Here is a 26,045-nt window from a genome sequence, read left to right on the forward strand (position 1 = left end):
AGGACGGGGACGGATAGCGCGGACGCCGTAGGCGTCCTCTCCTGAGGTCAAGGCCTGATACGATTAACTCATGCAACGACTTCAAGCCTACAAATTCGAACTCAGGCCGAACGGCGAACAGCAGTATGACATGCGCCGCTTCGCCGGGGCGTGCCGGTTCGTCTATAACAAGGCGCTGGCGTTGCAGAAGCAGAATTATGAAGCTGGCGGTAAGTTCATTGGCTACGTGGCGATGGCGAAGCGGCTGACCGGGTGGCGAAATGGTTCGGAAACACCTTGGCTCAAGGACGCTCCGGTTCATCCGCTGCAACATTCCCTGAAGAATCTGGAGCGGGCATACAGGAATTTCTTCGCCAAGCGTGCGGCGTTCCCGAAGTTTGCCAAGCGCGGCCAGCGCGACAGCTTTCGTTACCCCGATTCGAAGCAATTCAAGCTCGATCAGGCCAATGGTCGGATTTTTCTGCCCAAGCTGGGCTGGATGCGGTTGCGGTTGTCGCGCCCAGTGCCGGGCGTGCTGCGCAATGCCACGGTGAGCCTGTCGGGCGGCAAGTGGTTCGTCAGCATCCAGACCGAGCGAGAGGTTGAGCCGCCGGTGCCGCAAGCCACCAGTGCAATCGGCATCGACATGGGCATCACCCGGTTCGCCACGTTCAGCGATGGCACGCACCTCGCTGCGCTCAATAGCTTCAAGAAGCACGAAGCCCGTTTGCGCGGCTACCAGCGGGCGATGAGCCGCAAGACGAAGTTCAGCAGCAACTGGAAGAAGGCCAAGGCCCGCGTCCAGCGTATCCATTCGCGCATCGGCAACGCCCGCCGCGACTACCTGCACAAGGCCACGACCACGATCAGCAAAAACCACGCGATGGTGTGCATCGAGGACTTGCAGGTGAGGAGCATGTCCAAGTCGGCGGCGGGAAATGTCGAGCAGCCGGGAAAGCAAGTTCGGGCCAAGTCTCGCTTGAACAAGGCCATCCTCGATCAGGGCTGGTTCGAGTTCCGTCGCCAACTGGAATACAAGCTGGCGTGGAATGGCGGTTGGCTCATCGCCGTGCCGCCGCAGAACACGAGCCGGACGTGTCCGGCGTGCGCCTGCGTCAGCGCGGAGAACCGGCTCACGCAGACGAAGTTCACGTGCATTGAATGCGGTTTCGAGGAAAACGCCGATGTGGTCGGCGCGATCAATGTTTTGGCGCGGGGACACCGCGTTGCAGCCTGTGGAGAGCCGGTGCAGTCGGGCCGCTCCGTGAAGCAGGAACCCGCCGAAGCGACTGCGCAGATCACCGCGTAGCGCCGTAGGAATCCCCTGCCTTCAGGCAGGGGAGGATGTCAAGGCGATGAGCTATCTTGGCGCAGAGCAGGTCGTCGCGAACTGCAGAGTGATGGGGCCGGTCAAGGCCGCGCTCGAAGCGAGCGTGCGGTACCTGGCGGCCGAACTCGGCGGCACGGGCATTCGCGTCAACGCGATTTCGCCGGGCGCACTGCCGACGCGTGCAGCGTCGGGCCTGCCGGACTTCGACCGGCTGCTCGACGACACCGCGCGCCGGGCGCCGCTGCATCACGCGCTGGATATCGACGACGTCGGCGCGTTCTGCGCGTTCCTGGCGAGCGACGGTGCGCGGGCGATCACCGGCGGCACGCACTATATCGACGCCGGCATCCACATGCTCGGTTAGCGTGCCGGCGGCACGCGGCGTCAGGTGCGCGCGAGTGCCTGCACGAGGGCCGGCGGCGCATGCGCGACCGTCACCTCCGGCGTGCCGTGCCACGCCGCGAGTTTCTTCACGGCCTTCGCGACGTCGGCCGCGAGCCCCGTGCCGAATCGCACGCCCGGCTCGACGTGCACGGCCTTCAGTTCGAACGTGCCGAGCGTGCGATGCGCTTTTGCATCGACGCGGCCGACCAGCCGGCCGCGATGCAGCACGGGCAGGCAGAAATAGCCGTAGCGCCGCTTGTGCCCGGGCGTATAACACTCGATCGTGTAGTCGAAATCGAACAGCGTCGAGGCGCGCCGCCGATCCCATACGACCGGATCGAACGGCGACAGCAGCGTCGTGACCGTCGAGCGCAGCGTGTCGGCCGCGGCGGCCGGCAGCAACGCGTCGAGCGAACGATGCACGTAGGCCGGTTCCTTCCAGTCGCCGATCTCCACCGGAATCAGGTCGCCCGCGTCCGCGAGCCGCTCGAGCTCCGCGCGGTACGAACGGCGCGGCAGCCGATAGTAGTCGGCCACCCAGTCGGCGCGCACGACGCCGAGCGCGCGGCACGTGTAGTCGAGCAGCGCGGGCAGCACGGCGTCGCGCGGCGGCAGGTCGCGCGTGTCGTCCCAATCGGGCAGCACGCGCTCGCGCAGGTCGTACACGCGCTGGAAATTGCGGCGCTCCGACACCATCAGGTCGCCCGTCGTGAACAGCACCTCCAGGTGACGCTTCTCGGGCTTGCGATCCCACCATCCGTTGCCCTTCACGCCATCCTCGCGAACGAAATCGGCCGACCGCACGGGGCCTTCGTCGCGAATCCGCGCGAGCAGCCGCTCGATGTCGGGACGATGCTGCTCATGCCAGTCGGCCGCGTATTTCCAGCCCATCCCCGACGGATCGAGCATCTTGTAGCGCATCAGGCCGAATTGCTCGACGGGCAGGAAACACGCTTCGTGCGACCAGTATTCGAACAGGCGCGCCTCGGCGAGATGTTCGTCGAGCCACTGCGGCGCGAAATCGCCGAGCCGGCTGAACAGCACGAGATACGGGCTGCGCGCGACGACGTGGATGGTGTCGATCTGCAACTGCGCCATCCGGCGGATCGTGTCGAGCACGTCGGACTTGGTCGCCTTGCGGCGGGGCGGCGTCAGCAGGCCCTGCGCGGCGAGATGCAGCGCGCGGGCGGCGGCGGGCGAGAGCGTAAGCATCGGAATGGCGGCTGAGGGTGGAGGTCGGGCACCACTTTAGCGCGAATGCGGCGCACACGTGCGGCGTGCCGCTGCGGCGCGTCTGACAATGCTTGACAGACGCGTTGCGCGAGTTTCCCTATAGTGCAGTTCATGGCGCAACGCTAAGCGTGCGCAACGATTCCGCTTCCGACGCACATACGTCAATGGCACGCAGGAAGCGAAGCCGGGATTCTCAACCCCCATCGGGAGACCCGGAGCCCTGAGCGGACATCCATGCGGCTGTGCACCGGCCCCGTGTGGATGTCCGCTGATTTTTTTTGTCTTTCCGGTTTTTCTCGGACTGCCGTGCCGACGTGTCATGCCGCGGCACGCGTTTCTCCGGGCCGTCATGCGACGCCCCGACATCCCCGCCACTTATTGCCGCTTGCCGCGCGCGACTTCGTCGCCGGCGCCGGGCGGCAGCCGCCGCGTGATCGGAATCGACGCGAACGAGCACAGCCCGACCACGACGAACGCGGGCCAGAAATCCGACCACACCATCGTCTGATGACCCTGCAGCCAGTGCGACACATGCAGCACGAGGCCGGCCACCGTCACGCCGAGGCCGAGCGACATCTGCTGCACGACGCTGCCGAGGCTCGTCGCGCGGCCCGCGTCGCGCGGCGAGATGTCCGCGTAGATCATCGAGTTCAGGCTCGTGAACTGCAGCGCGGGGAAGATGCCACCGACGAGCACGATCAGCCAGATCGCCCAGGTCGCCATGCCGGGATGGAACACGCCATAGGCGGCGATCGCGAGGCCCGCGAATGCCGCGTTGTAGATCAGCACCGTGCGAAAGCCGAAGCGGCGCAGCGTATGCGTGGCCGTCGAGCGGCTCACCGCGCCGCCGAGCGCGGACGCGCACGTGATGAGCCCCGAATGGAACGCGGTCATGCCGAGCCCTTCCTGCAGCGCGAGCGGCAGCAGGAACGGCACCGCGCCGAGCCCGATGCGGAACAGCGACCCGCCGACGACGCTCGCGTGGTAGGTCGGGATCTTCAGGAAACTGAGGTCGAGCACCGGGCGCTCCTTGCGGCGCGCGTACGGCACGTAGAGCGCGAGCATCACGGTGCCGGCCACGCACATCGCGACGGCGTTCGAGCGTGACGTGAGCGAGCCGTCGATCAGCGTGAGGCCCATCAGCAGCAGCGCGGCGCCGCTGGCCGACAGCAGGAAGCCGAACCAGTCGAGCGGGCCCGGATCGGGCTCGTGCGTGTTCGCGATGTGCTTGCTCGCGAGATAGATCCCGTAGATGCCGATCGGCACGTTGATGAAGAAGATCATCCGCCAGTGCAGGTAGGTCGTGATGAAGCCGCCGACGAGCGGCCCGACCGTGGGCCCGAACAGCGCGGGAATCGCGAGGTAGTTCATCGCGCGCACGAGATCGGAGCGCGGCACGGCGCGGAAGATGATGATGCGGCCGACCGGCACCATCATCGCGCCGCCGACACCTTGTATGAAGCGCGCGAACGTGAGTACGCCGAGGGAATTGGAGGCTGCGCACATCAGCGAGCCGACGACGAAGATGCCGATCGCGGTGCGGAACACGGAGCGTGCGCTGAAGCGGTCGGCGAGCCAGCCGCAGATCGGGATGAACACGCCGAGGCCGACCACGTAGGCCGTGATCGCGATGTTCAGTGTGACGGGGCTGTGCCCGAAGTCCCTCGCCATCGCAGGCAGCGCGGTGACGATGATGTTCGCGTCGACGCTTTCCATGAACAACGCACAGGCAACGATGAGCGGTGCTAGAAAGACGGGCGACATGGGCTGGGCGCGCGGTAAAGACGCCATTATGCCCACAATGTGGTCGTTGCGTCACGTGCGACACCGGTTGTTCCGCATGTTGCAACAGTCGTTCCTGTTACCGCTTGTGAAAGAAGAGACGACTGCGGCGCGTGACATGACACATGACATCGGCTCGCAGTCGCGACCGCGAAACTTGCGTGCGGTGCGCGTTTCATGCGACAGTCGACCTCACTCGCATTCCGGATACAACGACGCGCATCGATCGAGGGCCATCGAGACGAGCGCGCGCGAACGAGACCTCGTGCCGATCCACTCACCATCGAAAGGAGGGGACACGTCATGACGTCACGTCGTGCCGCATCGATTGCATCCCGCTTGTCATCCAGTCTCTCATCCGGTTCTGCTCCACCCGCGCCGCGTCTGCGCTGGGCGGCTGCACTGGCCGTCGCGTATCTCGCCGTCGCCGGCTGTGCCGCGCAGGCCGACAATGCGAACCAGGCCGCCACGCAAGCGGCCAGCCAGTCCGCCGTGCCGGCCGCGGGCCCCGCGTCCGGCGCGGTGCTGCCGCCGCCGAGCCAGCTCTACGGCGACCTGTTCGTCGCGGTGCAGACCGCGCAGATCTATCCCGACCAGAAGACCTTCGTCGACGCGACGCCCGATACCGATCCCGCGACGATCATGCAGTTGTATCAGCAACAGAAATCGCAACCGGGCTTCTCGCTGAAGGCGTTCGTCGGCCAGCACTTCACGCCGCCCCCGGAAGGCGGCGTGACGCCGCCGCCCGGCCAGACGCTGCGCCAGCACATCGACTGGTTGTGGCCGCAACTCACACGCACGAGCACGACGGTGCCGCCCTACAGTTCGCTGATTCCGATGCCGAAGCCGTACGTCGTGCCGGGCGGCCGGTTCCGCGAAGGCTACTACTGGGATACCTATTTCACGATGCTCGGGCTGCAGGTGTCGGGGCGCGAGGATCTCGTCGACGACATGCTCGACAACTTCGCCCATCTGATCGACACGATCGGGCACATCCCGAACGGCAACCGCACGTACTACGTGAGCCGCTCGCAGCCGCCGTTTTTTGCGTACATGGTCACGCTCGCCGCGCAGGCCGAAGGCGACAAGGTCTACCAGAAATACCTGCCGCAACTGCGCAAGGAACATGCGTACTGGATGCAGGGCGAAACCACGACGCCGCGTGGGCAGGCCACCCGCAACGTGGTCGCGATGCCCGACGGCGCGGTGCTGAACCGCTACTGGGATGCGAGCGACACGCCGCGCGACGAGTCGTATCTCGAGGACGTGACGACCGCGAAGTCGGCGCCCGGCCGTCCGGCGAACGACGTGTACCGCGACTTGCGCGCGGGCGCCGAAAGCGGCTGGGACTACAGCTCGCGCTGGTTCGGCGACGGCAAGACGCTCGCGACGATCCGCACGACGTCGATCGTGCCGGTCGACCTGAACAGCCTGATGTTCCATCTCGAGACGACGATCGTGAAGGGCTGTACCGTCACGCGCGACGTCGCATGCGTGAGCGATTTTTCAGGGCGGGCGGCACGGCGCGCTGCCGCGATCAACCACTATCTGTGGAACCGCCACGGCTATTACGGCGACTACGACTGGCAGTTGCGCAAGCCACGCGATGGCGTGACGGCGGCTGCGCTGTATCCGCTGTTCGCGGGTGTCGCGTGGCCCGAGCGCGCGAAGGCGACCGCGCGCGAGGTACGCAACACGCTGCTGCAGCCGGGCGGCCTTGCGACCACGACCGCGAACACCGGCCAGCAATGGGACGCGCCGAACGGCTGGGCGCCGCTGCAGTGGATCGCGATCGAAGGGCTGCGCCGTTACGGCGAACCGGCGCTCGCGAAGGACATCGGCACGCGCTTCCTGTCCGACGTGAAGCATGTGTATGCAACCGAAGGCAAGCTCGTCGAGAAGTACGTGGTCGAAGGTGCCGGCACGGGTGGCGGCGGGGGCGGCGAATATCCGCTGCAGGACGGCTTCGGCTGGACCAACGGCGTCACGCTGAAACTGCAGGGGCTGTACGGCGAGTGATGCGCGGCGTGTGCCGCGCGTTGCAGGAAAATGCACGGGTCGGACTGTCGCGCAAGCGGCCGTCCGGCCCGTGTCCGCATACAGGACGCGTCAGAACGTGATCGTCGTGCGCACGCCGACCACCGTTTCGTCGCCGATGCGCGCGCCGGCCGCGTTCGGGTTCGGGATGCCGCCGCCGGGACGGAAGAAGTGCTGCAGGTCGGCCTGCAGTTGCCACCACGGCGTGACCTGGTACTGATAGGTCGCCTCGACCACCGTCTCCGCGCGGCGCACCGGATAGCCGGGCGTCGTGTAGACGCCGGTGTCGCCGTCAAGGCCGCGCGCATGCGAGCCGATCTTCGTGTAGCCGACCGCGAGACCCGCGACGTCGTTGTCGCGTCCCTTGAACGGTGCCTTCAGCGTCACGCCTGCATTGGCGGCGAAATCGACGGTATTGCGATCGCCCGGCGCGCCCATCACGCGTGCGAACACGCCGACCGAGCGCGGGCTGTCCGCCGACGGCCGCCATACCATCTGGTCCGCGACCGCATAGAAACTGTAGTTGCCGCGATGCGTCGCCGGAATGCCGTTGCTCGCCGGATTCGCGAGCGACAGGCCGTCGGTGCCGTAGCGCGGGTCGTTCGTGTGCTGCGACTGATACCAGAAGCCGAGCTTGTAGGTACCGGGCAGGCCGGCCGGTTGCGGCGCCTTCGGATCGGCCGGCGGTGCGTTCAGCGCGTACTGCACTTCGCCGATCACGAACGCGCCGCTGCGCAGGTTGAAGTTGGTGCCGTGCGCGTTCAGTACCTGCGCGTCGCCGTCGGTGCGGCCGGCCGGGTTGCCGTCGAACACGCCGATCATCGCGGTCCACGCGTCGGCCGGCTTCACGCGCAGCCGTACGCCGAGCGACGACAGCGGATACGCGGGGCCGCCGGCCGGCAGGTCGGTCGACGGCAGCACGGGCCAGCCGAACGTGGCGTTCATGAACGTCGCCGCGTTCTGGCTCACCATGAATTCCTGGTCGACGCTCTGCTGGCCGATCTTCACGTCGGCCTTGCCGTCGAGGAATGCTTGCTGGTACCAGAGCTCCCACAGGCGCGTGGTCGAATTCGCTTCGATGCCGGTCGCGGTCTGCAGCGTCTGCAGGTAGCGCTGCGTGAGGTTGGTGCCGTGGATCTGCAGCCCGGACACGTTGAACGTGCCGCCCGGCAGGCCGATCGCCTTGCCCGTGTCGACGTTGAAACCGAATTGCGTGAGCCCCTGGTACGCGCCGCCGCGGTTCGTGCCGCCGGACGTGTTGTACAGGTATTCGCTGGTTTCCTGCAGGCTCAGCGTGACGCCGTGATCGCCGAGCAGGTCACGCAGGCCGCCCATGTTGCCGAGCAGGTTCGAGCGCTCCCAGAAGCCGGTAGGGGCGGGCGCGGCAGCATCGGCGGCCTGTTGTGCGGGCGCGGCGGCATCGCTGGCGCCGGCCGCCGGTTCGGCCGCGGCCGGCTGCGACGATTGCGCGAACGCGGGCGCGGCGGCGAGCGACAGCAGCAGCGCGGCGAGCGCATTGAGATGCGGCTTGCGCGGGACAGGTTCGAGGTAGTTCTTCATGTGGGTTCCGTCGGTGGTTTGATTAGTTGGGCTGAAGAAATGAAAACGTCGTACTGAAAGCGTGGCGCGGCGGTATGTGGCACAACGCACCGCCGCGCGGTGCGGGGCTTACGGCAACCAGCCGCCGACGCGCCACACCTGTGCGAAGCCGAGGCGCGACGCGGCCGAGCACAGCAGCGCGACGAGCGCGATCGAGGCCGCCATCGCGGCGACCAGTGCGCAGTCGAGCGGGCGGGGCACGGCCGGCACATGGGCGAGCGCCGTGCCGCGCCAGTTGCTGAATGCGTGGGCGAGCGGCGAGAGGCCGGAAACGAACGAGCGGTCGCACGCGACGTGCACGATGCGCTTGAGTCTGACCGCGAACGATTGAAAAAACATGACGCTGCCTCCGTCCGGTCCGGCGGATGCCGGACGACGTGTTCGAGCGCGGGCGCGTGACGCGGCCTGCGGTCGGAGGGTGGAACGTAATGGAGCGTGCAACGGACGAACCGGCGATGGCCGGCTCGGGGGGAAGCGCGCTAACCCGATGAATGCGAGTTAGCGGCGAAAGACATGCGTCTGGCTGCTATCTCGCGATGGCTTGGCCGGCCTGGACCGGCATCCAACTGCAACTAGAACATGTGTCCACGGAGGGACTCCCTTGATGAATTGGGGCGGATTGTAGTCGTGACTTTTGCTGCGGTGCAAGTAAAAAACGCATAAAAAGCGACGCGCGTTGTGCGAGCGCCGCGGTGGTCCGTTCCGGCGCGGGACCGGCGAGGTTCAGGACGACGACGGACGTCGCGTCGTTGTTCGCGCGCATCGACGGATGACCGTTTCATGACGGGCTGAAAGGTTTCGGCACGTGGTTGCAAGGGCAAATCTTTCAGTGTCCCGAAACGGGAAATTTATTTCGAGAAATGGGGTTTCGAGGGGTTGACTTCACTTTCGGGCGATCCATAGAATCCGGCATCTTCACTCTTGGGGCCGCCGCCTTGGACGCCTGCAGTAGTCGATCTTCGACCGAAATTTCCGCCTGAGCGACCGACGTCCGCGCCTCATCGAAGCCGCCGTTTGTCCCCCAGGCAAACGGTGCGCGCAGCAGTATTCCGCAGTCACTCCCTACGTGCACCCTGATTCGCGCCGGTTAGCGTGATGCGTTTTCGCATGCGCCGTCCGGTTTCTCCGCCGCCTGGCAGGCGGCCGCGTTCGCGCACGCCTTTTCCGGGTTCGCGAATGCTGGCCGCCAAACCGGTCGGCGGTCAACCGTGTTCTCCGGAACACCGCACAGGAGCCGCCATGAACGACAGTGACAGTTGTCCCTTATGCCCGTTACACGCACAGACCCTTTTGAACCCGGGTCGCAGGGACAATCCGGCCGACTAGCCTGACCCATCGTTCAGGCCCCGGACTGGCCCCGCACCCACCACGCGGCCGGCACGCCTGCCGTCGCCGCACGGAGCCAGACCATGAACTTCGGCCTTCTGCTGTCGAACCTTCCGCACGTCACGGAATCGCGTCCCCACTACGACGGGATGCTGACGCTCGACGCCCGTCCGCGGGTGTTCTCCCGCCTGCTGAACCAGCTGAAATCGTTGTTCCACTGAAAGAAGCGCCGAGCGCGCCTCGGCATGCGCACGCGCGGCCGCCATCGAGCGGCCGCCCCGCGCGCATTCCAAGGTCACACGCTCATCAGATAACCATTAGCCGTACGGAATAAATCATGTCCACGCCATCCAACGTTTCTCCACCGATCGCCGCCGAACGCAGCGCCGTTCTCGACGAAGCCCACCTGGGCGACATCCGCGGTGCGCTCGGTACGATCGCACGTCACGACACCGGTGCACGCGGCACGTGGTGGGCGCGCCTGCGCACGCTGCTCGCGATCATCGGCCCCGGCCTGATCGTGATGGTCGGCGATAACGACGCCGGCGCATTCGGCACCTATACGCAGGCCGGCCAGAACTACGGTACGACGCTGCTGTGGACGCTGCTGCTGCTCGTGCCCGTGCTGTATGTGAACCAGGAAATGGTGCTGCGCCTCGGCGCGGTCACGGGCGTCGGCCATGCACGCCTGATCTTCGAGCGCTTCGGCAAGTTCTGGGGTGCGTTCAGCGTGATCGACCTGTTCCTGCTCAATGCGCTGACCATCGTCACCGAGTTCATCGGCATCACGTTCGTGCTGGATTTCTTCGGGTTGCCGAAGGTGGCCGGCGTGTGCGTGGCCGCCGCGCTGACGATGGCCGCGGTGAGTACCGGGGATTTCAGGCGATTCGAGCGGTTCGCGATCGGGCTGTGCCTGCTGAGCCTGCTGCTCGTGCCGGTGCTCGTGTCGATCCATCCGCCGGTCGCACAGATGACGCGCGACTTCTTCGTGCCGAACTGGCCCGCGCACGCCAAGCTGTCGGACGTGATGCTGCTCGTGATCGGCATCGTCGGCACGACGGTTGCGCCATGGCAGCTGTTCTTCCAGCAGAGCTACGTGATCGACAAGCGCATCACGCCGCGCTTCATGAAGTATGAAAAGGCCGACCTGTGGATCGGTATCGCCTTCGTGCTGGTGGGCGCCGTTGCGATGATCGCGTTCTCGGCCCAGCTGTTCGCGGGTCATCCGGAATTCGGCAACTTCACCGACGCCGGCGGCGTGATCGCAGGGCTCGAGAAATATGCGGGCCGCACGAGCGCGACGCTGTTCGCGGTGGCGCTGCTCGACGCGTGCATCATCGGTGCCGCGGCCGTGTCGCTGTCGACCGCCTATGCGATCGGCGACGTGTTCAAGATCCGTCACTCGCTGCACCGTAACGTGTCGGATGCGAAGGGCTTCTATCTCGTCTACTTCGGCATCGTCGCGGCCGCCGCGGCGCTGGTGCTGATCCCGGGCAGCCCGCTCGGCCTGCTGACGGAAGCCGTGCAGACGCTCGCGGGCGTGCTGCTGCCGAGCGCGACCGTGTTCCTGCTGCTGCTCTGCAACGACCGGCAGGTGCTCGGCCCGTGGATCAACTCGACGAAGCTCAACGTGTTCACGGGCGCGGTGATCTGGGTGCTCGTGATGCTGTCGATCATCCTGACCGCGTCGGTGATGTATCCGGACATCAGCGGCGAGGCCATCCTCGACGTGCTGGTGGGCGGCAGCGTGTTCGCGATCGTCGGTTATCTCGTGTCGGTACTGATCCGCCGCTACAAGCGCGTTGTCGAACCGGGCGTGGATCGCTCGCAGCGCGACACGTGGCGCATGCCGCCGCTCGAGACGCTCGAGCCGCAGAAGATGACGCTGACGACGCGCGTGTGGATGACCGTGCTGCGCGGTTATCTCGTGATCGCGGTCGGTCTCGTGATCGTGAAGGTCGTGCAGATGACGCTGATGAAGTAACGCAGGACGTTGTCCCGGAAGCGGCGCCGGACCCGGCACCGCGCCGCAACCCGCACATGCCGGCCGTGAGGCCGGCATGTGCGTTTACGCGTGCGCTTTCCGCAAGCGCCGCGCGGCGGTCAGATCAGTTCGAGCTTCGACGTCAGGTACGTGAGCTGGATCCGGTTCGCGACGCCGAAGCGTTTGCGCAGCTTGCGCAGGTGATAGTCGACGTTGTGCGCGCTGGTGTCGAGGCGCCGGCCGATTTCCTTGTCGGACGCGCCTTCGGCGATGCCGAGCAGCAGTTCCTGCTCGAACGGCGTGAGCCCGTTGACCGCGCGCTCGCGCGACGTCGAGATCAGTTGCGGCGACGCGAACTTGTGCACCGACAACCCGATCGACAACGCCTGCTCGATCGTCGCCGGCGTGATCCATTCGCGCGTGCGGCGCGGCGCGGTGAAGCTCATGAACGCGTGCAGCCGCGTGCCGGGCACGGCCATCGAATACATGATGCCGCTGCACATCCCGTCGTCCTGCATCGTCTGCAGGAAACCCTCGAGCGCGGCCGGCGTCACGCGCGGGGCGTCGTCGCGCTCGCGATGCTCGCGGCGCAGCTGCTGCAGGTCCCACACGATCGGCATGTTGCATACGCGTGCGCCGAGCGTGCGCGGATCGACGTCGTGATGGTTGTGGCGCACGTAGTCGCCGCGATAGGTGGCCGGCGTGAACGCTTCGTGCAGGTAGAGACTCTCGACCCGCTCGCGCGCGAATTCGAGCGCGAAATACGCGAACGTCGAAAAGCCTGTCAGATGCAGCAGGCTCGTGACGATCCGGTTGCGCTCGGCCGTGCTCTGCGCGAGCGCGAGCGTATCGGCGACGCCGAGCTTCGGCGCGTGCGGTTGCGCGATATCGCCGCGCTTCACGTCGTCGCACCAGACGACCTGCACGCTACGCTCCCGCAGCGCGTCCGCGCATGTGTTCAACCCGCGCGGCGGGCGGGGAAAAACTGGGGCGACCGCTTCTTCATGCAATGCAATATCGGACATGAGCCATCCCTCGGAATCGACGCGCATCGCCTGGCGGCGGCCGTATCGTATGCGGCATTCGCGGCGGTGCGATCGAGCATCGTTTTGATTTGCGCCGATCGTCATCCCTGACGAAACGCGGGGGCATTGTACAAAAATGCCCGTGTACGCGTAATATGCCGTAATACTAATTGCGGCGAAAGTTTCATATTCGCACGCATATAACGACGGCCAGAAAATCATAAAGAAAAGACCAGATCGTGACGGGGCGCAGTTCACATATTGGGAAAGGGCGGGCTCCTCATGACACATGCTGACGGCGCACCACGCGTCGAATGGTTTTCGCAAGCCGATATAACGGCCGCAGCCGCTTATTCGAGTGAATATCAGGCAATCGAGCGTGACGTTTTTACCGGAATTCAAATTGCACCCGGTAAAACCGACTTCGCGCCGGTCGATTTCGTGCAATGCCATGCGCGATTGCGGCAAATCGGTTTCAGTACGCTCAGTTACGGTGCGTACGAAATGATCGGGCGGCGCATCCTGTGCGCGCATCTGCTGCGCGACCTCGCGCCGGCGACGTTCATGCAGCCGTTTATCGAAGGCATGCTCTACGAAAGCGACCCGCGTTTCGCGCAGGTGCGGCAGAGCGGCTTTCCGGTCGCGTGGCGGCTCGACGAAATCGAGTCGGCCGCGCAGGGCAACGGCGACCGCAAGGTGCTGGCGCTTGCCGGCCATCTGCGCGCGCATGCGATGAACAGCGGCGTGCTCTTCAGCCTGTCGGCGCCGCGCCTCGACCTGCGCGTCGCGGTGAACGTGACGTCGGAGACGCACGGCACCGACTGGATCGACGATCGCGTGATCGGCGGGGCGCTGTCGGTGAGCCTCGCCGTGCATCGCGTCGCGCTGCCGTTCCTCGAGGCGCGCATCGCGCGCATGCGCGGCTTCGCGCTCGGCGACGAGCAGCAGCAGGTGCTCGACCGGCTCGTGCACGGGCTGTCCGACCAGGAGATCGCGAGTGCGCTGCGCACGTCGCTGCACAAGGTCGGCCACCACATCCGCTCGCTCGAAAAACTCTTCAACGTGCAGAACCGCGCGCAGCTCGCGTACCTCGCCGCGCGGCGCCTGCAGCCCTGACCTGACGCGCGCGCCGGCAGGGACCGCAGCAGGATGGAAGCGGTTCCGGCGGCGCGTGCCCGCAAGCGCCGCCGGGTTTCGTAGTCCGATCCGAGCACCGCCGGGAAACGCGCTTTCACGCTACGAGGCGCACTCCTTTTTCCATCGACCCGCGTCGCTACACTCGTCCCATTCAACGGTCCGCGCAGCATGGGGGAGGATTGCCCGTGCCAGCCGGTAATAACGACAGGACAACGGCACGATGGCAGAACCGAAGGCGCTCCCCCGCGACTGGCAGCGGTTGTTTTCCGCTGGCCGCGGCGTGTCCGGACGGCGTCTCGGGGGCGCATCGCCGCGCGCCGACCTGTTCCTCGCGACGTTCATCGTCGCGGTCGTCGCGCTGTTCATCCTGCCGTTGCCGCAGGCCGCGCTCGACGGGATGATTTCGCTGAATCTTGCCGTGAGCGTGGTGCTGCTGACGGTGTCGACCTACGTGCCGTCGGCGGTCAGCTTCTCGTCGTTTCCCGCGCTGCTGCTGTTCACGACGCTGTTCCGGCTCGCGCTGAACATCGCGTCGTGCAAGCTGATCCTGCTGCACGCGAACGCGGGCCACGTGATCGACGCGTTCGGGCGGCTCGTCGTCGGCAACAACGTCGTGGTGGGCGGCGTGGTGTTCCTCGTGATCGCCGTCGTGCAGTTCATCGTGATCGCGAAGGGGTCGGAGCGGGTGGCCGAAGTCGGCGCGCGCTTCTCGCTCGACGCGATGCCGGGCAAGCAGATGAGCATCGACGCGGACCTGCGCGCGGGCATCATCAACGCCGACGAAGCGCGCGAGCGCCGCGAGAAGCTCGAACAGGAATCGCAGATGCACGGCGCGATGGACGGCGCGATGAAGTTCGTGAAGGGCGACGCAATTGCGGGGCTCGTGATCGCGTTCATCAACATCGTCGCGGGGATCGCGGTCGGCACGCTGATGCACGGGATGGATATCGGCGAGGCGCTGCAGCGTTACGCGATCCTGACGGTCGGCGACGGGATGGCGTCGCAGATTCCGTCGCTGCTCGTGTCGATCGCGGCCGGCATCGTGACGACGCGCGTCGCGACGCGCGATGCGCGGCAGCGCCAGCTCGGCGAGCAGCTCGGCGAGCAACTGGGTGCGCATCCGCGCGCGCTGCTGATCGCGGCGTTCGTGCTGACCGGTTTTCTCGTCGTGCCCGGCTTTCCGAAATGGTCGTTCGCGCTGATCGCGTTCGGCCTCGGCGCGTTCGCGTTCTCGCAGCTCAAGCGCAAGACGACGGCGCCGATCTTCAACCTGATTCATGTCGCGGGGCGTGTCGGCTCGGCCGACGACGGCCAGCCCGCGAAGGTGTCGCACGCGGCGGGCGTCACGTCGCTGATCGCGGTGTCGCTGTCCGACGACCTGCGCACGAGCCTGAACCTCGCGCAACTGCAGGCCGCGCTGTCGAGCGCGAAAGCGCGCGTCGACGCGGATATCGGCACGGTGTTTCCGCGCATCACATTGAACGACGACGAAGGTGCTACGGCCGGCACGTACCGGATCTACCTGCAGGACGTGCTCGCCGCGCACGGCGCGCTGAAGCCGGGCTGGCTGCTGTGGGACGGCGTCGCGCCGCTGCCCGAACGCGCGGAGCGCCAGCCGGCCGAAGCGTTCGGCCCGTTCGCGACCGCGCTGTGGATCAAGCCCGACGGCGCCGCGCCGGACGGCAAGTGGCTGTCGAGCGAAAGCGCGCTCGCCGCGCACGTCGAGCAAATCGTGCGCCAGCACGCGGACGAGCTGCTGGGCATCCAGGAGACACAGGCACTCGTGCATCTGGTGCGCCGCGAGCACCCGGAACTCGTGGGCGAGCTGACGCGCCTCGTGCCGCTGCAGCGCGTGACCGAGGTGCTGCGCCGGCTGCTGGCCGAACAGGTGCCGATCCGCAACCTGCGCGTGATTTTCGAGAGCCTGATCACATGGGCGCCGAACGAACCCGACGACGTGATCGCGCTGGTCGAGCTCGTGCGCGTCGACCTGCGCCGGATGATCACCGATCGCCATGCGGGCACGACGCGCCAGCTGCGGGTCGTGCTGTTCGAGCAGAACCTGCAGGAGCGGATCGAGAGCGCGGTGATGCGCACCAAGCAGGGCAATTTCCTCGCGCTGTCGAGCGCGGTCAAGCAGGACATCGGCGATCAGGTGCGCGCGATCGTGCAGGCCGCGCAGGCGGCCGCCCCCGGCGGCCACGGCAATACGCACGGCGCCGCGCGGCTCGCGGTGATGGTCGCGCTCGGCGCGCGCCGCTATGTGAAGACGATCCTGCAGCCGGTGCTGCCCGAACTCGCGGTGCTGTCGTACCAGGAAGTCGAGGAGGACGTGCAGCTGCACACGGTCGGCTGGGTGAAGAACCCGCCGGACGACGGCTCGGTCGGCGCGGGCGCCGGCGTGCGCGCGCCGGGAGCGGTGCAATGACGAGCTCGACGATCCTCGACCTGACGCGCCAGGCGCTGATGCTCGTGCTGCTGCTGTCGCTGCCGATCGTGCTGATCGCCACCGTCACGGGCCTCATCGTCGCAATCCTGCAGGCCGTCACGCAGGTGCAGGACGCCAACATCGGCATCGCGGTGCGGTTGATCGCCGTGATGGTCGCACTCGTGCTGCTGTCGGGCTGGCTCGGCGGCGAAGTGCTGCGCTTCGCGCAGCAGGCGCTGGAACGCATGTTCGTTTCTTCCACTGGAGTTCTTTGATGCATCGAAGCGTCGCCCCGATCCGGTTTCAACCGCGCAGCCTGCAACGGGCCGCGCTCGCCATGTGCGCGACCGCGTTGCTCACGGTGTCGCTGTGCATGGTGCCCGCGCACACGGCCCGCGCCGCGGACCTGCGCTGGCGCAACAAGCCGTTCACGATCGTCGCGAACGGCAAGAAGATCGGCGACTTCATCCGCGAGCTCGCGTCGTCGCAGGGCGTGACGGCGGTGGTCGACCCGAAGGTCGACGGCGTAATCAGCGGCCGCTTCTCGGGCACGCCGCAGGAGACGCTCGAAACGATCTGCTCGACCTACGGACTCACGTGGTACTACGACGGCTCGTTCCTCTACGTCGATCCGGCCGACCAGTCGCAGACGCAGATGATCCCGATCCCGCCGAATGCGGCCGGCGAAATCGGCCGCGCGCTGCAGGCGATGCAGATTCCGGACAAGCGCTACACGCTCGTGATCAACGATCGTTCGAACAGCGTGTACGTGGCCGGCCCGCGCCGCTACGTCGAACTCGTGCGGCAGGCGGTCGGCTCGGTCGGCGATCCGTCGGCGAACGGCGCGCACGCGGACATCCGCGCGTTCCGGCTGAGGTACGGCTGGGCGTCGGATTTCACGATCAACCGCTCGGGCAAGGAAGTGACGGTGCCGGGCGTCGCGACGATCCTGAGCCGGCTGTTCGGCAAGGGCGGCGGCACGAGCGCGCTGCCGTCGAGCACGCCGCTCGGGCAGGCCGCGCGCCAGGTGAAGCTGGGCTCGGGGCTGACGATCGCGGTGCCGCGCCTCGACTTCCCCGACATCTCCAGCGGCCCGCGTGCGGGCGGTTATAGCGGCGACAGCAGCGCGGTCGGCGGGTTCTCGCCGTTCGCGAACGCCGGCGGCGGCGACGCGCTGCCGCAGATCGTCGCCGATCCGGCGATCAACGCGGTGATCGTGCGCGACCTGCCGGAGAACATGTATCGCTACCAGTCGCTGATCAACCAGCTCGATGAGCGGCCGCGCATCGTCGAGATCAACGTGACGATCATCGACATCAACGAGGATTCGCTCGACAGCCTCGGGATCGACTGGCGCCTGCACACGACGCACGGCGACGTGCAGATCGGCAACGGCGCGAATCCGCTGAACGGCAACACGCAGTACAACGGCTCGGGCAATCCGCCGCTGACGTTCGGCGTCGGCACGTCGGAAACCGGGCAGACGGGCACCTTCCTGCCGACCGGCATCGCGCTGACCGCCTCGATCGGCGGCTCGCTGCGCAACTACCTGCTCACGCGCGTGAACGCACTCGCGCAGAAGGGGCAGGCGCAGTTGCGTTCGAAACCGAAGGTGCTCGCGCTCGACAACACCGAGGCGATCCTCGAGAACCTCACGCAGTTCTACGTGCAGGTGCAGGGTTACCAGGATTCGTCGCTGTACAGCGTGACGACCGGCACGAGCATCAAGGTGACGCCGATGATCGTCGACGAGGCGATCCGCAACGCGGCCGCCGTATCCGGCAATCCGCAGAGCGTGATGATGTCGATCGACATCCAGGACGGCAACGTCGTGCAGGGGCAGGCCGTGTCGAACATCCCGGTGATCCAGCAGCGCAACATCGTCACCAAGTCGATGATCGACGAGGGCAAGAGCCTGCTGATTGCGGGGTTCAACGACGACGAGGTGAAGCTGAACAAGAGCGGCGTGCCCTGGCTGTCCGACATTCCGCTGATCGGCAACCTGTTCAAGTACACCGACAAGTCGGGCAACCACATGGAGCGGTTCTACCTGCTGACGCCGCGCGTGGTGACGAGCGCGTCGATGTACGCGCCGGACGGCTCGCCCGTGAACCCGGGCGTGGACGGGCCGGCCAATCCGGAAGGCGTGTCGATGTATCGCCCGCCGGACAACGACGTCGTGGTGCCGCTGACGCCGAAGCCGCTGCCCGGCACGAAGTTCGGTCCGCCCGCATTGCCGCCGCCGAAGGACGTGGTGGCGCAGCCGGCGACGACGACCGCAGGAGCCTCCACCCATGTCGACGACCATCATTGACCCGCACGGCGACGGCGCATTGCCCGGCGGCGCGGGAGGCGCGGCGGCAGGGCCGGCCGCGCTCGCGTCGCCGTGGAACCTGTGCTTCCTGAGCGGGCCGATGTACGGCCGCACGATGTCGCTCGCGCGCGGCGCGAACTGGGTCGGCACCGCGGCCGATTGCGAAGTGATCCTGCCCGATCGCGAGATCGGCGCGAAACAGGTGTGCCTGCAGGTCGGCGCGCTCGCGGTGACCGTGCAGAACCACGGCGGCGAGGCCGGCGCGCCGGTGCTGTTCAACGACGAACCGCTCGGCGCGGGTCGCCGCTCGATGACGCCGCACGACGTGGTGACGGTCGGCTCGATCCGGCTCGGCATCGCGCGGCACGCGCAGGCGAGCGTCGCGCTACCCGACGAAGCCGACGCGCCGGATGCCGCGCGCGAGGCCGCGTGGCTCGGCTGGCTCACGGGCGGCCTGCGCCGCCTCGGCAGCCGGCGGCTCGTGATCGCGCTGGTCGCGCTGTGGATCGGCGTGCTGCTCGGCGCGCTCGGCTACGGCTTCGTCACGTGGTCGGGGCGCCTGCCGTGGCAGCACGAATCGGTGCTCGCGCGCACGCACCGGCTGCAGCAACTGCTGCACGCGTATCCGGAGCTGGCCGTCGCACCGCGCGACGACGGCGTGATCGTGTCGGGCTACGTGAGCGACCCGGCCGCGCGCGAACGCGTCGCGCAGATCGTCGCGGGCGTGGACAACGCGGCGCTCGGCAACATCTATGTGGTCAGCGATCTCGTCGCGACCGCGCAGACCTATTTCAGCGATACCGCGCTGACGGTCGCCTATCTCGGCCGCGGCCGGATCGAGCTGACGGGTGCGGCCGCACGCGCGCAGATCGAGCCGCGCATCCGCAACTACATGAAGGACGCGCGCCCGGCGCTCGAAGTGGTCGATCGCGTGCGCGATGCCGATGCCGATCCGGCCGCGCCGCACACGGCGACGACGCTGGGCGGGATGGCCGGCATTCCGGAGATCACGACCGTGTTCGCGGGCGACGGCGACCAGCGCTATATCGAGACGGCCGACGGCAGCCGCTATTTCGAAGGCGCGCGGCTGAAGGAGGGCGCGGTCGTCGCGTCGATCGGTCCGGACGCAGTCGTGTTCGAGCGCAACGGCCAGCGCATCACGATGCCGCTCGGCGGCCCGTCGGCGAACGCGCCCGAGCAGGCGCCGGCGCCGCCCGTGCCGCCGTTCGCGAGCGGCGCGGCGGCCGGGGTCGCGCAACCGGTGCCGGGGCCGACGCTGCTGCAGGACGCGGCGGCGACCGGGGCCTCGAAGGAGGCGGCGCACTAGCGCCGCGACAGGTCATGCGCATCGCGTAACCGGCGGTGCGCGCATTACGCGGGACGCCGCACGCGTGCGGCGGCTCACGTCGCCGGCGGGGCATGGGGCCGCCGCCGGAAGATGGATGGACATCACGTAAAGGAGCGAATCATGCCAGGCCCGACCAGCAGCACCAGCGCAACCAACACGAACCAGGTCCAGCAGCAGGCGGACGACCTGACCAAGACGCAGCTCGAACTGACGAAGATCAACTTCCAGGTCCAGCAGTCGACCGCGACGTTCGAAACCAGCAACGCAGTGACAGCGCAGGAAGGGACGGCGAACGCCCAGGTTGCGCAACACCTGAGTTCCGCCGGCCGCGCATGACGCCGGTCGCCGGCCGCGCCGCGCGTCGCCGTGCGCCGGGTCTGCCCGCGAAGGGCACCCGGGGCGGATGCGCGCGTGCCGGCCGGCCTGTTCCGGGCGGGCCCGACCGATCCGGTCCGGCGCCTGCCAGCCAAGGAGGGCATAGATCATGTCAGTGACAGGCGTAGGCGCGGCGCCCCCGGGCGCGGCCGCGCTCGCGAGCGCCGCGCAGCAGACGGGCTCGGCGTCCGATCCGGCGCAGGTGCGCCAGTTCGATGCGCTGATGCAGCCGGGCGCATCGCCGGCCGCGCCGCCGTCTTCGTCGGGCGTCGCGATGTCGCGCGCGCCGGCGGATGCGGCGCCGGCCGTGCAGATGACGCCCGCGCAGGCGAACCAGTCGTCGCTGGTCGAGCGGTTGCGCACTTACGGCAACGATCTCGACACGCGGTACGCGAACATCGACAAGCATCGCGGCGAGATGCTGACGTCGATGGCGGACAGCCGCAGCGATCCGTTGATGACGATGGTGAAGGCGATGGACTTCCAGTGGACGGCGACCACCACCATTTCGGAATACCAATTGAGCCTGTCGGTCGCGCAGGCGGCGAACGGCTTCACGCACACGGTGCTGAAGACGCAGGAGTGACAGGGCGCGTGCGGGCCGGAACCGGCCTCACGCGCCATGAAGCGGACAAACGATGACGACGATCGATTCGACGCCACGCGCGCATGCGTGGCGCAGCCGGGCGGCGCGTGCGCTGCTCGCGGGGCTGCTCGTGCTGTTGGCCGGGTGCCAGAAGGAGCTGTACTCGGGCCTGTCGGAGCGCGACGCGAACCAGATGGTCGCGGTGCTCGGCGACGCGGGCATCAGCGCGTCGAAGGACAACGACGCGCGCGACACGTCGGACCGCAACGCGTGGCTGGTGAGCGTCGCGGACGGCGACATGCAGTCGGCGCTCACCGTGCTGCAGGCGAACGGGCTGCCGAAGCCGAGTTATGCGAGCCTCGGCGAGCTGTTCCAGAAGCAGGGCCTCGTGTCGACGCCGGCCGAGGAGCGCGTGCGCTACCTGTACGGCGTATCGCAGGACCTGTCGCGCACGCTGCAGGACATCGAGGGCGTGGTGGTCGCGCGCGTGCAGGTCGTGATTCCGGAGAACGATCCGCTCGCGGACAAGATCAAGCCGTCGTCGGCGGCCGTGTATATCCGCTACCGGCCCGGCGTCGACCTGCGCGCGATGGCGCCGATGGTCAAGGATCTCGTCGCGCACAGCATCGAAGGGCTGCAGTACGACAACGTGTCGCTGTTCCTGCAGCCGGCCGCCGCGCGCGCGACGCGCGTGGACGGAATCGGCAGCGCGGTGTCGGACATCGTGCGGCTGCGCTCGCCGCTCGGCTGGCTCGTGTTCGCGCTGATCCTGCTGACCGGCGCGGTGATCGTGCTGTCGGCTGCGCGGCGCGGGATGTTCGGCGCGCGGCTTGCCGGATTGCTCGGTGCGCCGCGCGGGTCGAACGGCGTCGGCGGCGCGTCGGCGCAGCAGGCCGGCGGCGGGCTGCGCACGCCGGACGGCGCGCGCGACGGCGCATGAGCGATCCGCACGCGCTGCCGTCGGGCGACGTTTCGGCTCAACCCGACGCGGCGCCGCTGCCCTGGCTGCAGCCGCTTGCGCCGCCGCCCGTCGCGCGGCGCGCGGCGTTTCATGCGCTCGTCTGCGATTTCAACCTGCGGCCCGATCGTTATCTGCACGTGACGCGCGTGCCGGCCGACTGGCCCGCACGCTACCGTTCGCCGGACGCGTTCGGCGCGGCCGGCCGCAAGCTGCTGGCGCGGCACCTGCTCGACCTGAACGGCGTGGCGGGCCGGCACGACTTCGACGTCGCGAACCCGTGCGCGCGGCTCGCGCTGCTGCCGGGCGCGGCGCTCGAGCAGCTGGCCGCGTATGCGGGGCTGCTGCTGCATCGCCACTGGCTGCGCGACGCGCTGGCCGCGCGGCGCATCCGCGCGGAAATCGCGGCGAGGCTCGGCGGTGACGCACTGGAACTCGCGCTCGACCGCGCGCCAGAGTTCGGCGCGCTCGCCGAAACGCTCGAGCCGTGGCGCGCCGATCCCGCGGCGCTGCCCGGGGTGATCCGCGCGCGCGGTGGGCGGCTGCTCGCGGATTTCATCGGCGTGGCGGGCGATGCGGTTGCGCGGCGCGTGCGCCTGAAATTCAACCGCGCGATCGACGACGAGGCGCCTTACTGGCTGAACCGCGCGCAGCGCGACCAGTTCGGCGAACTGCTGTTCCTGTTTCTGATTCCCGAGAGGCTAGCGTCATGGGATTGGCTTTTCTGATCACGAGCGACAACCTGCAGCTGCTGTCGGAGCGCAAGGTGCTCAAGGAGCGCGAGTACGCGGCGCTGCTCGACGCGTCCGCGGTGATCGCGACCGCGCACGACGAAGCCGCGCGCATCGTCGCCGACGCGCAGCGCGAATTCGACAAGCGGCAGGCGGCCGGCTACGACGAAGGGATGCGCCGCGCGCAGCGCGAGCAGGCCGCGCAGGCGTACACGCAAGCGCTCGCCGCCACGCGCACGATGGAGACGATGAAGGATGCGATGGCCGACATCGTCGTGAAGGCCGTGCGCGCGATCGTCGGCGAGATGAGCACGCAGACGCTGTACGAGGCCGCACTGGCGCGGATCGCGCCGCTCGTGCGCGACGAGGCGTTCCTGATCGTGCGGATCGCGCCCGGCCGGAAGGACGAGATGCGCGATGCGCTCGACGGCGCGTTCGCGGGGCAGTCGAACCGGCAGAAGATCCGCATCGTCGAGGATGCGCAGCTCGAACGCCATGCGTGCACGGTCGAGACGCCGTCCGGGCGCATCGATGCGAGCCTCGACCTGCAGATCGACGCGTTGCGTCAGGCGATCCGCCGCGATGCGCTGAAGGGTGCCGCGCGATGAACGCGCCGCTCGACGATCCGCAGCCGTTCGGCGGTGACGACGACGGCGCGCCGTTCGATCGCGGCCGCCTCGTCGGCGAACTCGACGCGGGGCTCGCGTTCTTCTCGCCGGTGTCGGTGCAGGGCCGCGTCAATCACGCGGTCGGGCAGATCCTGAACGCGACGGGCATCCGCGCGCGGCTCGGCGAGATCTGCGAGCTGCGCACGCCGAACCAGCCGACGCTGCTCGCCGAGGTAGTCGGGTTTTCGCGGCAGACGACGCTGCTCACGCCGCTGGGCGACGTGGCCGGGCTGTCGCCCGAGACGACCGTCGTGCCGTCCGGGCGCGAGCATGTGTTTCCCGTAGGTGAAGGGCTGTTCGGCCGCGTGCTCGACGGGCTCGGCCGGCCGCTCGACGATCGCGGGCCGGTGACGGGCGCCGCATGGGTGTCGACGCAGCAGGACCCGCCGAACCCGCTCGCGCGCAAGATGATCGACACGCCGTTTCCCACCGGCGTGCGCGTGATCGACGGGCTGATGACGCTCGGCATCGGCCAGCGCGTCGGCATCTTCGCGCCGTCCGGCGTGGGCAAGAGCACGCTGCTCGGGATGATCGCGCGCGGCGCGCAGGCCGACGTGAACGTGATCGCGCTCGTCGGCGAACGCGGCCGCGAGGTGCGCGAATTCATCGAGCACAGCCTGTCGCCCGAGGTGCGTGCGCGTTCGATCGTCGTCGTGTCGACCTCCGATCGCCCCGCGATGGAGCGCGTGAAATCCGCGCTCGTCGCGACCGCGATTGCCGAGCATTTCCGCGATGCGGGCAAGCGCGTGCTGCTGCTCGTCGATTCGCTGACGCGTTTCGCGCGCGCGCAGCGCGAGGTCGGCCTTGCGAGCGGCGAGCCGCCGACGCGCCGCAGTTTCCCGCCGTCGACGTTCGCGGTGCTGCCGCGCCTGCTCGAACGCGCGGGGCAGGGCGCGAACGGGTCGATCACCGCGCTTTACACGGTGCTCGTCGAAGGCGACGAGGAATCGGACCCGATCGCCGAGGAAGTGCGCTCGATCCTCGACGGCCATATCGTGCTGTCGCGCAAGATCGCGCTCGCGAACCGCTATCCGGCGATCGACGTGCTCGCGAGCCTGTCGCGCGTGATGCCGCTCGTCGCGAGCCGCGCGCACCAGCATGCGGCCGCACGCGTGCGCGAGCTGATCGCGAAGTACCAGGAGATCGAGCTGCTCGTGCAGATCGGCGAGTATCGCGAGGGCAGCGACCGGCTCGGCGATCTCGCGCTGCGCGCGCGCGACGCGATCGGCGCGTTCTGCACGCAGGCGTCGGACGAGGACGTGCGCTTCGACGCGCTGCTCGCGAAGCTGACGAAGCTGGCGGACGATCATGTCTGAAGCCGACGACCGCCTCGTGCTCGCGACGCTCGCGCGCCTGAAGCGCGTGCGCGAGATGCGCAGCCAGATCGCGCGCGTCGCGGCCGCGCGCCAGCAGGGCATCGCCGCGCAAAGCCGCCGCACGCTCGAGGCCGCGCACGCGCAGCTCGCCACGCAGGTCGCCGCGAAGGCCGCGATCCAGACGCGGCTCGTCGACGACCTGCGCGAGGCGCGCGCGCTGCAGAACGCGGCCGCCGACACGCGCACGTTCGACCGGCATATCGGCACCGCGAACGCGTCGGTGAGCGAGGCCGCGCACGTGCATCGCGGCCACGAGGCGACGCTCGCCGACCTGCAGCGCGCCGCACGCAAGGCGAAGGCCGCCGAGGACAAGCTCGACAAGGCCGGCGAGAAGGCGCAGCACGCGCGCGCCGCGCGGGTCGAGCGCGATGCCGACGAAGTGGCGGACGGGTACGCGGTGCGGCGCTTCGCGACGCCCGGCGCATGGGCGGCCGGGGCGAGCGACGCGTCCGGGCACGCTGCGCCACCGGACGTGGCCGCCGCGTTCGACGCCGAGATGGCCGCGCCGCCGGCCGATGCGGAAACCGCCGCGGCCGGCATGACCGATGCAGCCGACGCAGCCGATGCAGTCGACCCAACCGATGCGGCCGACGATGCTGCATCCGCTGCCGCGGAGCGTCGATGCTAGACCAGGCTGCGGGTTTCAACGATGTCGCGGGCATGCTGCGGCCGCTGCTCTACGTGATGCCGCGCCTGTTGCCGATCATGTTCGTCGTGCCGGTGTTCAACGAGCAGATCATCACGGGCCTCGTGCGCAACGGGATCGCCGTCGTGATCGCCGCGTTCGTCGCGCCGGCGATCGACGCCGCGCAGGTGGCCGCGCTGCCGTTCCTGATGTGGTGCCTGCTCGTCGCGAAGGAAGCGGTGGTCGGCATGCTGCTCGCGGGCGCGTTCAGCGCGGTGCTGTTCGCGATCCAGGGCGTCGGTTACCTGATCGACTTCCAGACCGGCAGCGGCAGCGCCGCGTTCTTCGATCCGATGGGCGGGCACGAGGGCGGCCCGACGTCGGGCTTCCTCAATTTCGTCGCGATCGCGCTGTTCGTCACCGCGGGCGGGCTGCAGGTGCTCGTGCAGCTGTTCGCGCAGTCGTACGCGTGGTGGCCGATCGGCTCGCTCGGCCCCGATTTCTCGTCGATGCTGCAGACCTTCATCGTGCGGCAGACCGACACGATCTTCGAATGGATGGTGAAGCTCGCCGCGCCGGTGACGATCGTGCTGGTGCTCGTCGAACTCGGCATCGGCCTCGTCGGGCGCGCGGTGCCGCAGCTCAACATCTTCGTGTTCTCGCAGCCGCTGAAGAGCGCGCTCGCGCTGCTGATGATGATGCTGTTCCTGCCGGTGGTGTACGCGTCGCTGCATTCGCTGCTGAGCCCCGACAGCGGGCTGATGGCGCTCTTGCACGCGCTGTTCGCCGCGCACGGCGGCGGCTGAGCGCACGACGGAGC

22 protein-coding genes and 1 pseudogene are annotated in these 26,045 nt (G+C 68.1%); 18 read left to right on the top strand and 5 right to left on the bottom strand.

The window, feature by feature from the left end:
- Window positions 1-70: 70 nt before the first annotated feature.
- Both ACTRWB_RS31530 and ACTRWB_RS31535 read left to right on the top strand, forming a co-directional pair.
- Entirely contained in the window at window positions 71-1,288 is a 1,218-nt protein-coding gene (locus ACTRWB_RS31530) for an RNA-guided endonuclease InsQ/TnpB family protein (protein WP_446904157.1), read from the top strand.
- Window positions 1,289-1,325: 37 nt separating this feature from the next.
- Window positions 1,326-1,673, top strand: a pseudogene (locus ACTRWB_RS31535) (SDR family oxidoreductase); the annotation flags it as partial.
- 20 nt (window positions 1,674-1,693) lie between these two features.
- On the opposite strand, the gene ACTRWB_RS31540 reads toward ACTRWB_RS31535, so the two are convergent.
- Together ACTRWB_RS31540 and ACTRWB_RS31545 are read right to left on the bottom strand one after the other, a co-directional pair.
- A complete protein-coding gene (locus ACTRWB_RS31540; protein WP_446904158.1) occupies window positions 1,694-2,905 on the bottom strand; it encodes a winged helix-turn-helix domain-containing protein in 1,212 nt (403 codons plus the stop codon).
- 396 nt (window positions 2,906-3,301) lie between these two features.
- Window positions 3,302-4,690 carry an MFS transporter gene (locus ACTRWB_RS31545; protein WP_048245585.1) on the bottom strand — a complete coding sequence of 463 codons (1,389 nt, stop codon included), beginning with the start codon at window positions 4,688-4,690 and terminating at the stop codon, window positions 3,302-3,304.
- Window positions 4,691-5,011: 321 nt separating this feature from the next.
- Here ACTRWB_RS31545 and treA point away from each other — a divergent pair, with 321 nt between their 5' ends.
- On the top strand, window positions 5,012-6,727 hold the full coding sequence (gene treA, locus ACTRWB_RS31550; RefSeq protein WP_446904159.1) for an alpha,alpha-trehalase TreA: 1,716 nt from the start codon (window positions 5,012-5,014) through the stop codon (window positions 6,725-6,727).
- A gap of 90 nt (window positions 6,728-6,817) precedes the next feature.
- Here treA and ACTRWB_RS31555 read toward each other — a convergent pair whose 3' ends face one another.
- Both ACTRWB_RS31555 and ACTRWB_RS31560 read right to left on the bottom strand, forming a co-directional pair.
- Window positions 6,818-8,305 carry a carbohydrate porin gene (locus tag ACTRWB_RS31555; RefSeq protein WP_446904160.1) on the bottom strand — a complete coding sequence of 496 codons (1,488 nt, stop codon included), beginning with the start codon at window positions 8,303-8,305 and terminating at the stop codon, window positions 6,818-6,820.
- Window positions 8,306-8,413: 108 nt separating this feature from the next.
- A complete protein-coding gene (locus ACTRWB_RS31560; RefSeq protein WP_446904161.1) occupies window positions 8,414-8,683 on the bottom strand; it encodes a hypothetical protein in 270 nt (89 codons plus the stop codon).
- A gap of 1,070 nt (window positions 8,684-9,753) precedes the next feature.
- On the opposite strand from ACTRWB_RS31560, the gene ACTRWB_RS31565 reads away from it, so the two are divergent.
- Window positions 9,754-9,891, top strand: coding sequence for a hypothetical protein (locus ACTRWB_RS31565; RefSeq protein WP_164992047.1), 138 nt, complete (start codon window positions 9,754-9,756; stop codon window positions 9,889-9,891).
- Window positions 9,892-10,007: 116 nt separating this feature from the next.
- Entirely contained in the window at window positions 10,008-11,654 is a 1,647-nt protein-coding gene (locus ACTRWB_RS31570) for an NRAMP family divalent metal transporter (RefSeq protein ID WP_129515408.1), read from the top strand.
- Window positions 11,655-11,773: 119 nt separating this feature from the next.
- Here the strand turns inward: ACTRWB_RS31570 and ACTRWB_RS31575 are convergent, their stop codons facing one another.
- On the bottom strand, window positions 11,774-12,679 hold the full coding sequence (locus tag ACTRWB_RS31575) for a helix-turn-helix transcriptional regulator (RefSeq protein ID WP_129515407.1): 906 nt from the start codon (window positions 12,677-12,679) through the stop codon (window positions 11,774-11,776).
- A gap of 282 nt (window positions 12,680-12,961) precedes the next feature.
- On the opposite strand from ACTRWB_RS31575, the gene ACTRWB_RS31580 reads away from it, so the two are divergent.
- The 13 genes from ACTRWB_RS31580 (at window position 12,962) to sctT (ending at window position 26,031) form a co-directional block, all read left to right on the top strand.
- Complete coding sequence (locus ACTRWB_RS31580) at window positions 12,962-13,795, top strand: helix-turn-helix transcriptional regulator (RefSeq protein ID WP_419689010.1); 834 nt, start codon at window positions 12,962-12,964, stop codon at window positions 13,793-13,795.
- A 241-nt stretch (window positions 13,796-14,036) separates the two neighbouring features.
- Window positions 14,037-16,244, top strand: a complete 2,208-nt coding sequence (gene sctV, locus ACTRWB_RS31585) for a type III secretion system export apparatus subunit SctV (RefSeq protein WP_446904162.1) — start codon at window positions 14,037-14,039, stop codon at window positions 16,242-16,244.
- Window positions 16,241-16,519: a type III secretion system export apparatus subunit SctS gene (gene sctS, locus ACTRWB_RS31590; RefSeq protein ID WP_152856901.1), complete on the top strand. Its 279-nt coding sequence runs from the start codon at window positions 16,241-16,243 to the stop codon at window positions 16,517-16,519. Before sctV ends, sctS begins: the two co-directional genes overlap by 4 nt.
- Complete coding sequence (sctC, locus tag ACTRWB_RS31595) at window positions 16,519-18,558, top strand: type III secretion system outer membrane ring subunit SctC (protein WP_446904163.1); 2,040 nt, start codon at window positions 16,519-16,521, stop codon at window positions 18,556-18,558. Before sctS ends, sctC begins: the two co-directional genes overlap by 1 nt.
- Window positions 18,539-19,885 carry a type III secretion system inner membrane ring subunit SctD gene (gene sctD / locus ACTRWB_RS31600; protein WP_446904164.1) on the top strand — a complete coding sequence of 449 codons (1,347 nt, stop codon included), beginning with the start codon at window positions 18,539-18,541 and terminating at the stop codon, window positions 19,883-19,885. The genes sctC and sctD overlap by 20 nt, the downstream gene beginning before the upstream one ends.
- Before the next feature lie 141 nt (window positions 19,886-20,026).
- Window positions 20,027-20,242 (top strand): hypothetical protein, encoded by a 216-nt coding sequence (locus ACTRWB_RS31605; protein WP_048245594.1) that lies wholly within the window; start codon window positions 20,027-20,029, stop codon window positions 20,240-20,242.
- Between the two features lie 148 nt (window positions 20,243-20,390).
- The gene (locus ACTRWB_RS31610) at window positions 20,391-20,867 is read left to right on the top strand and encodes a hypothetical protein (RefSeq protein WP_193100097.1); all 477 of its coding nucleotides are present in this window, start codon (window positions 20,391-20,393) and stop codon (window positions 20,865-20,867) included.
- A gap of 52 nt (window positions 20,868-20,919) precedes the next feature.
- The gene (gene sctJ / locus ACTRWB_RS31615; protein WP_129515399.1) at window positions 20,920-21,807 is read left to right on the top strand and encodes a type III secretion system inner membrane ring lipoprotein SctJ; all 888 of its coding nucleotides are present in this window, start codon (window positions 20,920-20,922) and stop codon (window positions 21,805-21,807) included.
- The gene (locus ACTRWB_RS31620; protein WP_446904165.1) at window positions 21,804-22,553 is read left to right on the top strand and encodes a SctK family type III secretion system sorting platform protein; all 750 of its coding nucleotides are present in this window, start codon (window positions 21,804-21,806) and stop codon (window positions 22,551-22,553) included. Before sctJ ends, ACTRWB_RS31620 begins: the two co-directional genes overlap by 4 nt.
- The gene (gene sctL, locus ACTRWB_RS31625; RefSeq protein WP_048245598.1) at window positions 22,535-23,164 is read left to right on the top strand and encodes a type III secretion system stator protein SctL; all 630 of its coding nucleotides are present in this window, start codon (window positions 22,535-22,537) and stop codon (window positions 23,162-23,164) included. The genes ACTRWB_RS31620 and sctL overlap by 19 nt, the downstream gene beginning before the upstream one ends.
- On the top strand, window positions 23,161-24,540 hold the full coding sequence (gene sctN / locus ACTRWB_RS31630) for a type III secretion system ATPase SctN (RefSeq protein WP_446904166.1): 1,380 nt from the start codon (window positions 23,161-23,163) through the stop codon (window positions 24,538-24,540). Before sctL ends, sctN begins: the two co-directional genes overlap by 4 nt.
- On the top strand, window positions 24,533-25,228 hold the full coding sequence (locus tag ACTRWB_RS31635) for a hypothetical protein (RefSeq protein ID WP_446904167.1): 696 nt from the start codon (window positions 24,533-24,535) through the stop codon (window positions 25,226-25,228). Before sctN ends, ACTRWB_RS31635 begins: the two co-directional genes overlap by 8 nt.
- On the top strand, window positions 25,222-26,031 hold the full coding sequence (sctT, locus tag ACTRWB_RS31640) for a type III secretion system export apparatus subunit SctT (protein WP_193100101.1): 810 nt from the start codon (window positions 25,222-25,224) through the stop codon (window positions 26,029-26,031). The genes ACTRWB_RS31635 and sctT overlap by 7 nt, the downstream gene beginning before the upstream one ends.
- The last annotated feature ends 14 nt before the right edge of the window (window positions 26,032-26,045 follow it).

This window comes from Burkholderia sp. YIM B11467, assembly GCF_052952715.1.

What these genes read in the sequence shown, in the direction of transcription:
- ACTRWB_RS31530 (WP_446904157.1), top strand. Translation starts at nt 71, where the DNA reads ATGCAACGACTTCAAGCCTACAAATTCGAACTCAGGCCGAACGGCGAA.
- ACTRWB_RS31540 (WP_446904158.1), bottom strand. Translation starts at nt 2,905, where the DNA reads ATGCTTACGCTCTCGCCCGCCGCCGCCCGCGCGCTGCATCTCGCCGCG.
- ACTRWB_RS31545 (WP_048245585.1), bottom strand. Translation starts at nt 4,690, where the DNA reads ATGTCGCCCGTCTTTCTAGCACCGCTCATCGTTGCCTGTGCGTTGTTC.
- treA (WP_446904159.1), top strand. Translation starts at nt 5,012, where the DNA reads ATGACGTCACGTCGTGCCGCATCGATTGCATCCCGCTTGTCATCCAGT.
- ACTRWB_RS31555 (WP_446904160.1), bottom strand. Translation starts at nt 8,305, where the DNA reads ATGAAGAACTACCTCGAACCTGTCCCGCGCAAGCCGCATCTCAATGCG.
- ACTRWB_RS31560 (WP_446904161.1), bottom strand. Translation starts at nt 8,683, where the DNA reads ATGTTTTTTCAATCGTTCGCGGTCAGACTCAAGCGCATCGTGCACGTC.
- ACTRWB_RS31565 (WP_164992047.1), top strand. Translation starts at nt 9,754, where the DNA reads ATGAACTTCGGCCTTCTGCTGTCGAACCTTCCGCACGTCACGGAATCG.
- ACTRWB_RS31570 (WP_129515408.1), top strand. Translation starts at nt 10,008, where the DNA reads ATGTCCACGCCATCCAACGTTTCTCCACCGATCGCCGCCGAACGCAGC.
- ACTRWB_RS31575 (WP_129515407.1), bottom strand. Translation starts at nt 12,679, where the DNA reads ATGTCCGATATTGCATTGCATGAAGAAGCGGTCGCCCCAGTTTTTCCC.
- ACTRWB_RS31580 (WP_419689010.1), top strand. Translation starts at nt 12,962, where the DNA reads ATGACACATGCTGACGGCGCACCACGCGTCGAATGGTTTTCGCAAGCC.
- sctV (WP_446904162.1), top strand. Translation starts at nt 14,037, where the DNA reads ATGGCAGAACCGAAGGCGCTCCCCCGCGACTGGCAGCGGTTGTTTTCC.
- sctS (WP_152856901.1), top strand. Translation starts at nt 16,241, where the DNA reads ATGACGAGCTCGACGATCCTCGACCTGACGCGCCAGGCGCTGATGCTC.
- sctC (WP_446904163.1), top strand. Translation starts at nt 16,519, where the DNA reads ATGCATCGAAGCGTCGCCCCGATCCGGTTTCAACCGCGCAGCCTGCAA.
- sctD (WP_446904164.1), top strand. Translation starts at nt 18,539, where the DNA reads ATGTCGACGACCATCATTGACCCGCACGGCGACGGCGCATTGCCCGGC.
- ACTRWB_RS31605 (WP_048245594.1), top strand. Translation starts at nt 20,027, where the DNA reads ATGCCAGGCCCGACCAGCAGCACCAGCGCAACCAACACGAACCAGGTC.
- ACTRWB_RS31610 (WP_193100097.1), top strand. Translation starts at nt 20,391, where the DNA reads ATGTCAGTGACAGGCGTAGGCGCGGCGCCCCCGGGCGCGGCCGCGCTC.
- sctJ (WP_129515399.1), top strand. Translation starts at nt 20,920, where the DNA reads ATGACGACGATCGATTCGACGCCACGCGCGCATGCGTGGCGCAGCCGG.
- ACTRWB_RS31620 (WP_446904165.1), top strand. Translation starts at nt 21,804, where the DNA reads ATGAGCGATCCGCACGCGCTGCCGTCGGGCGACGTTTCGGCTCAACCC.
- sctL (WP_048245598.1), top strand. Translation starts at nt 22,535, where the DNA reads ATGGGATTGGCTTTTCTGATCACGAGCGACAACCTGCAGCTGCTGTCG.
- sctN (WP_446904166.1), top strand. Translation starts at nt 23,161, where the DNA reads ATGAACGCGCCGCTCGACGATCCGCAGCCGTTCGGCGGTGACGACGAC.
- ACTRWB_RS31635 (WP_446904167.1), top strand. Translation starts at nt 24,533, where the DNA reads ATGTCTGAAGCCGACGACCGCCTCGTGCTCGCGACGCTCGCGCGCCTG.
- sctT (WP_193100101.1), top strand. Translation starts at nt 25,222, where the DNA reads ATGCTAGACCAGGCTGCGGGTTTCAACGATGTCGCGGGCATGCTGCGG.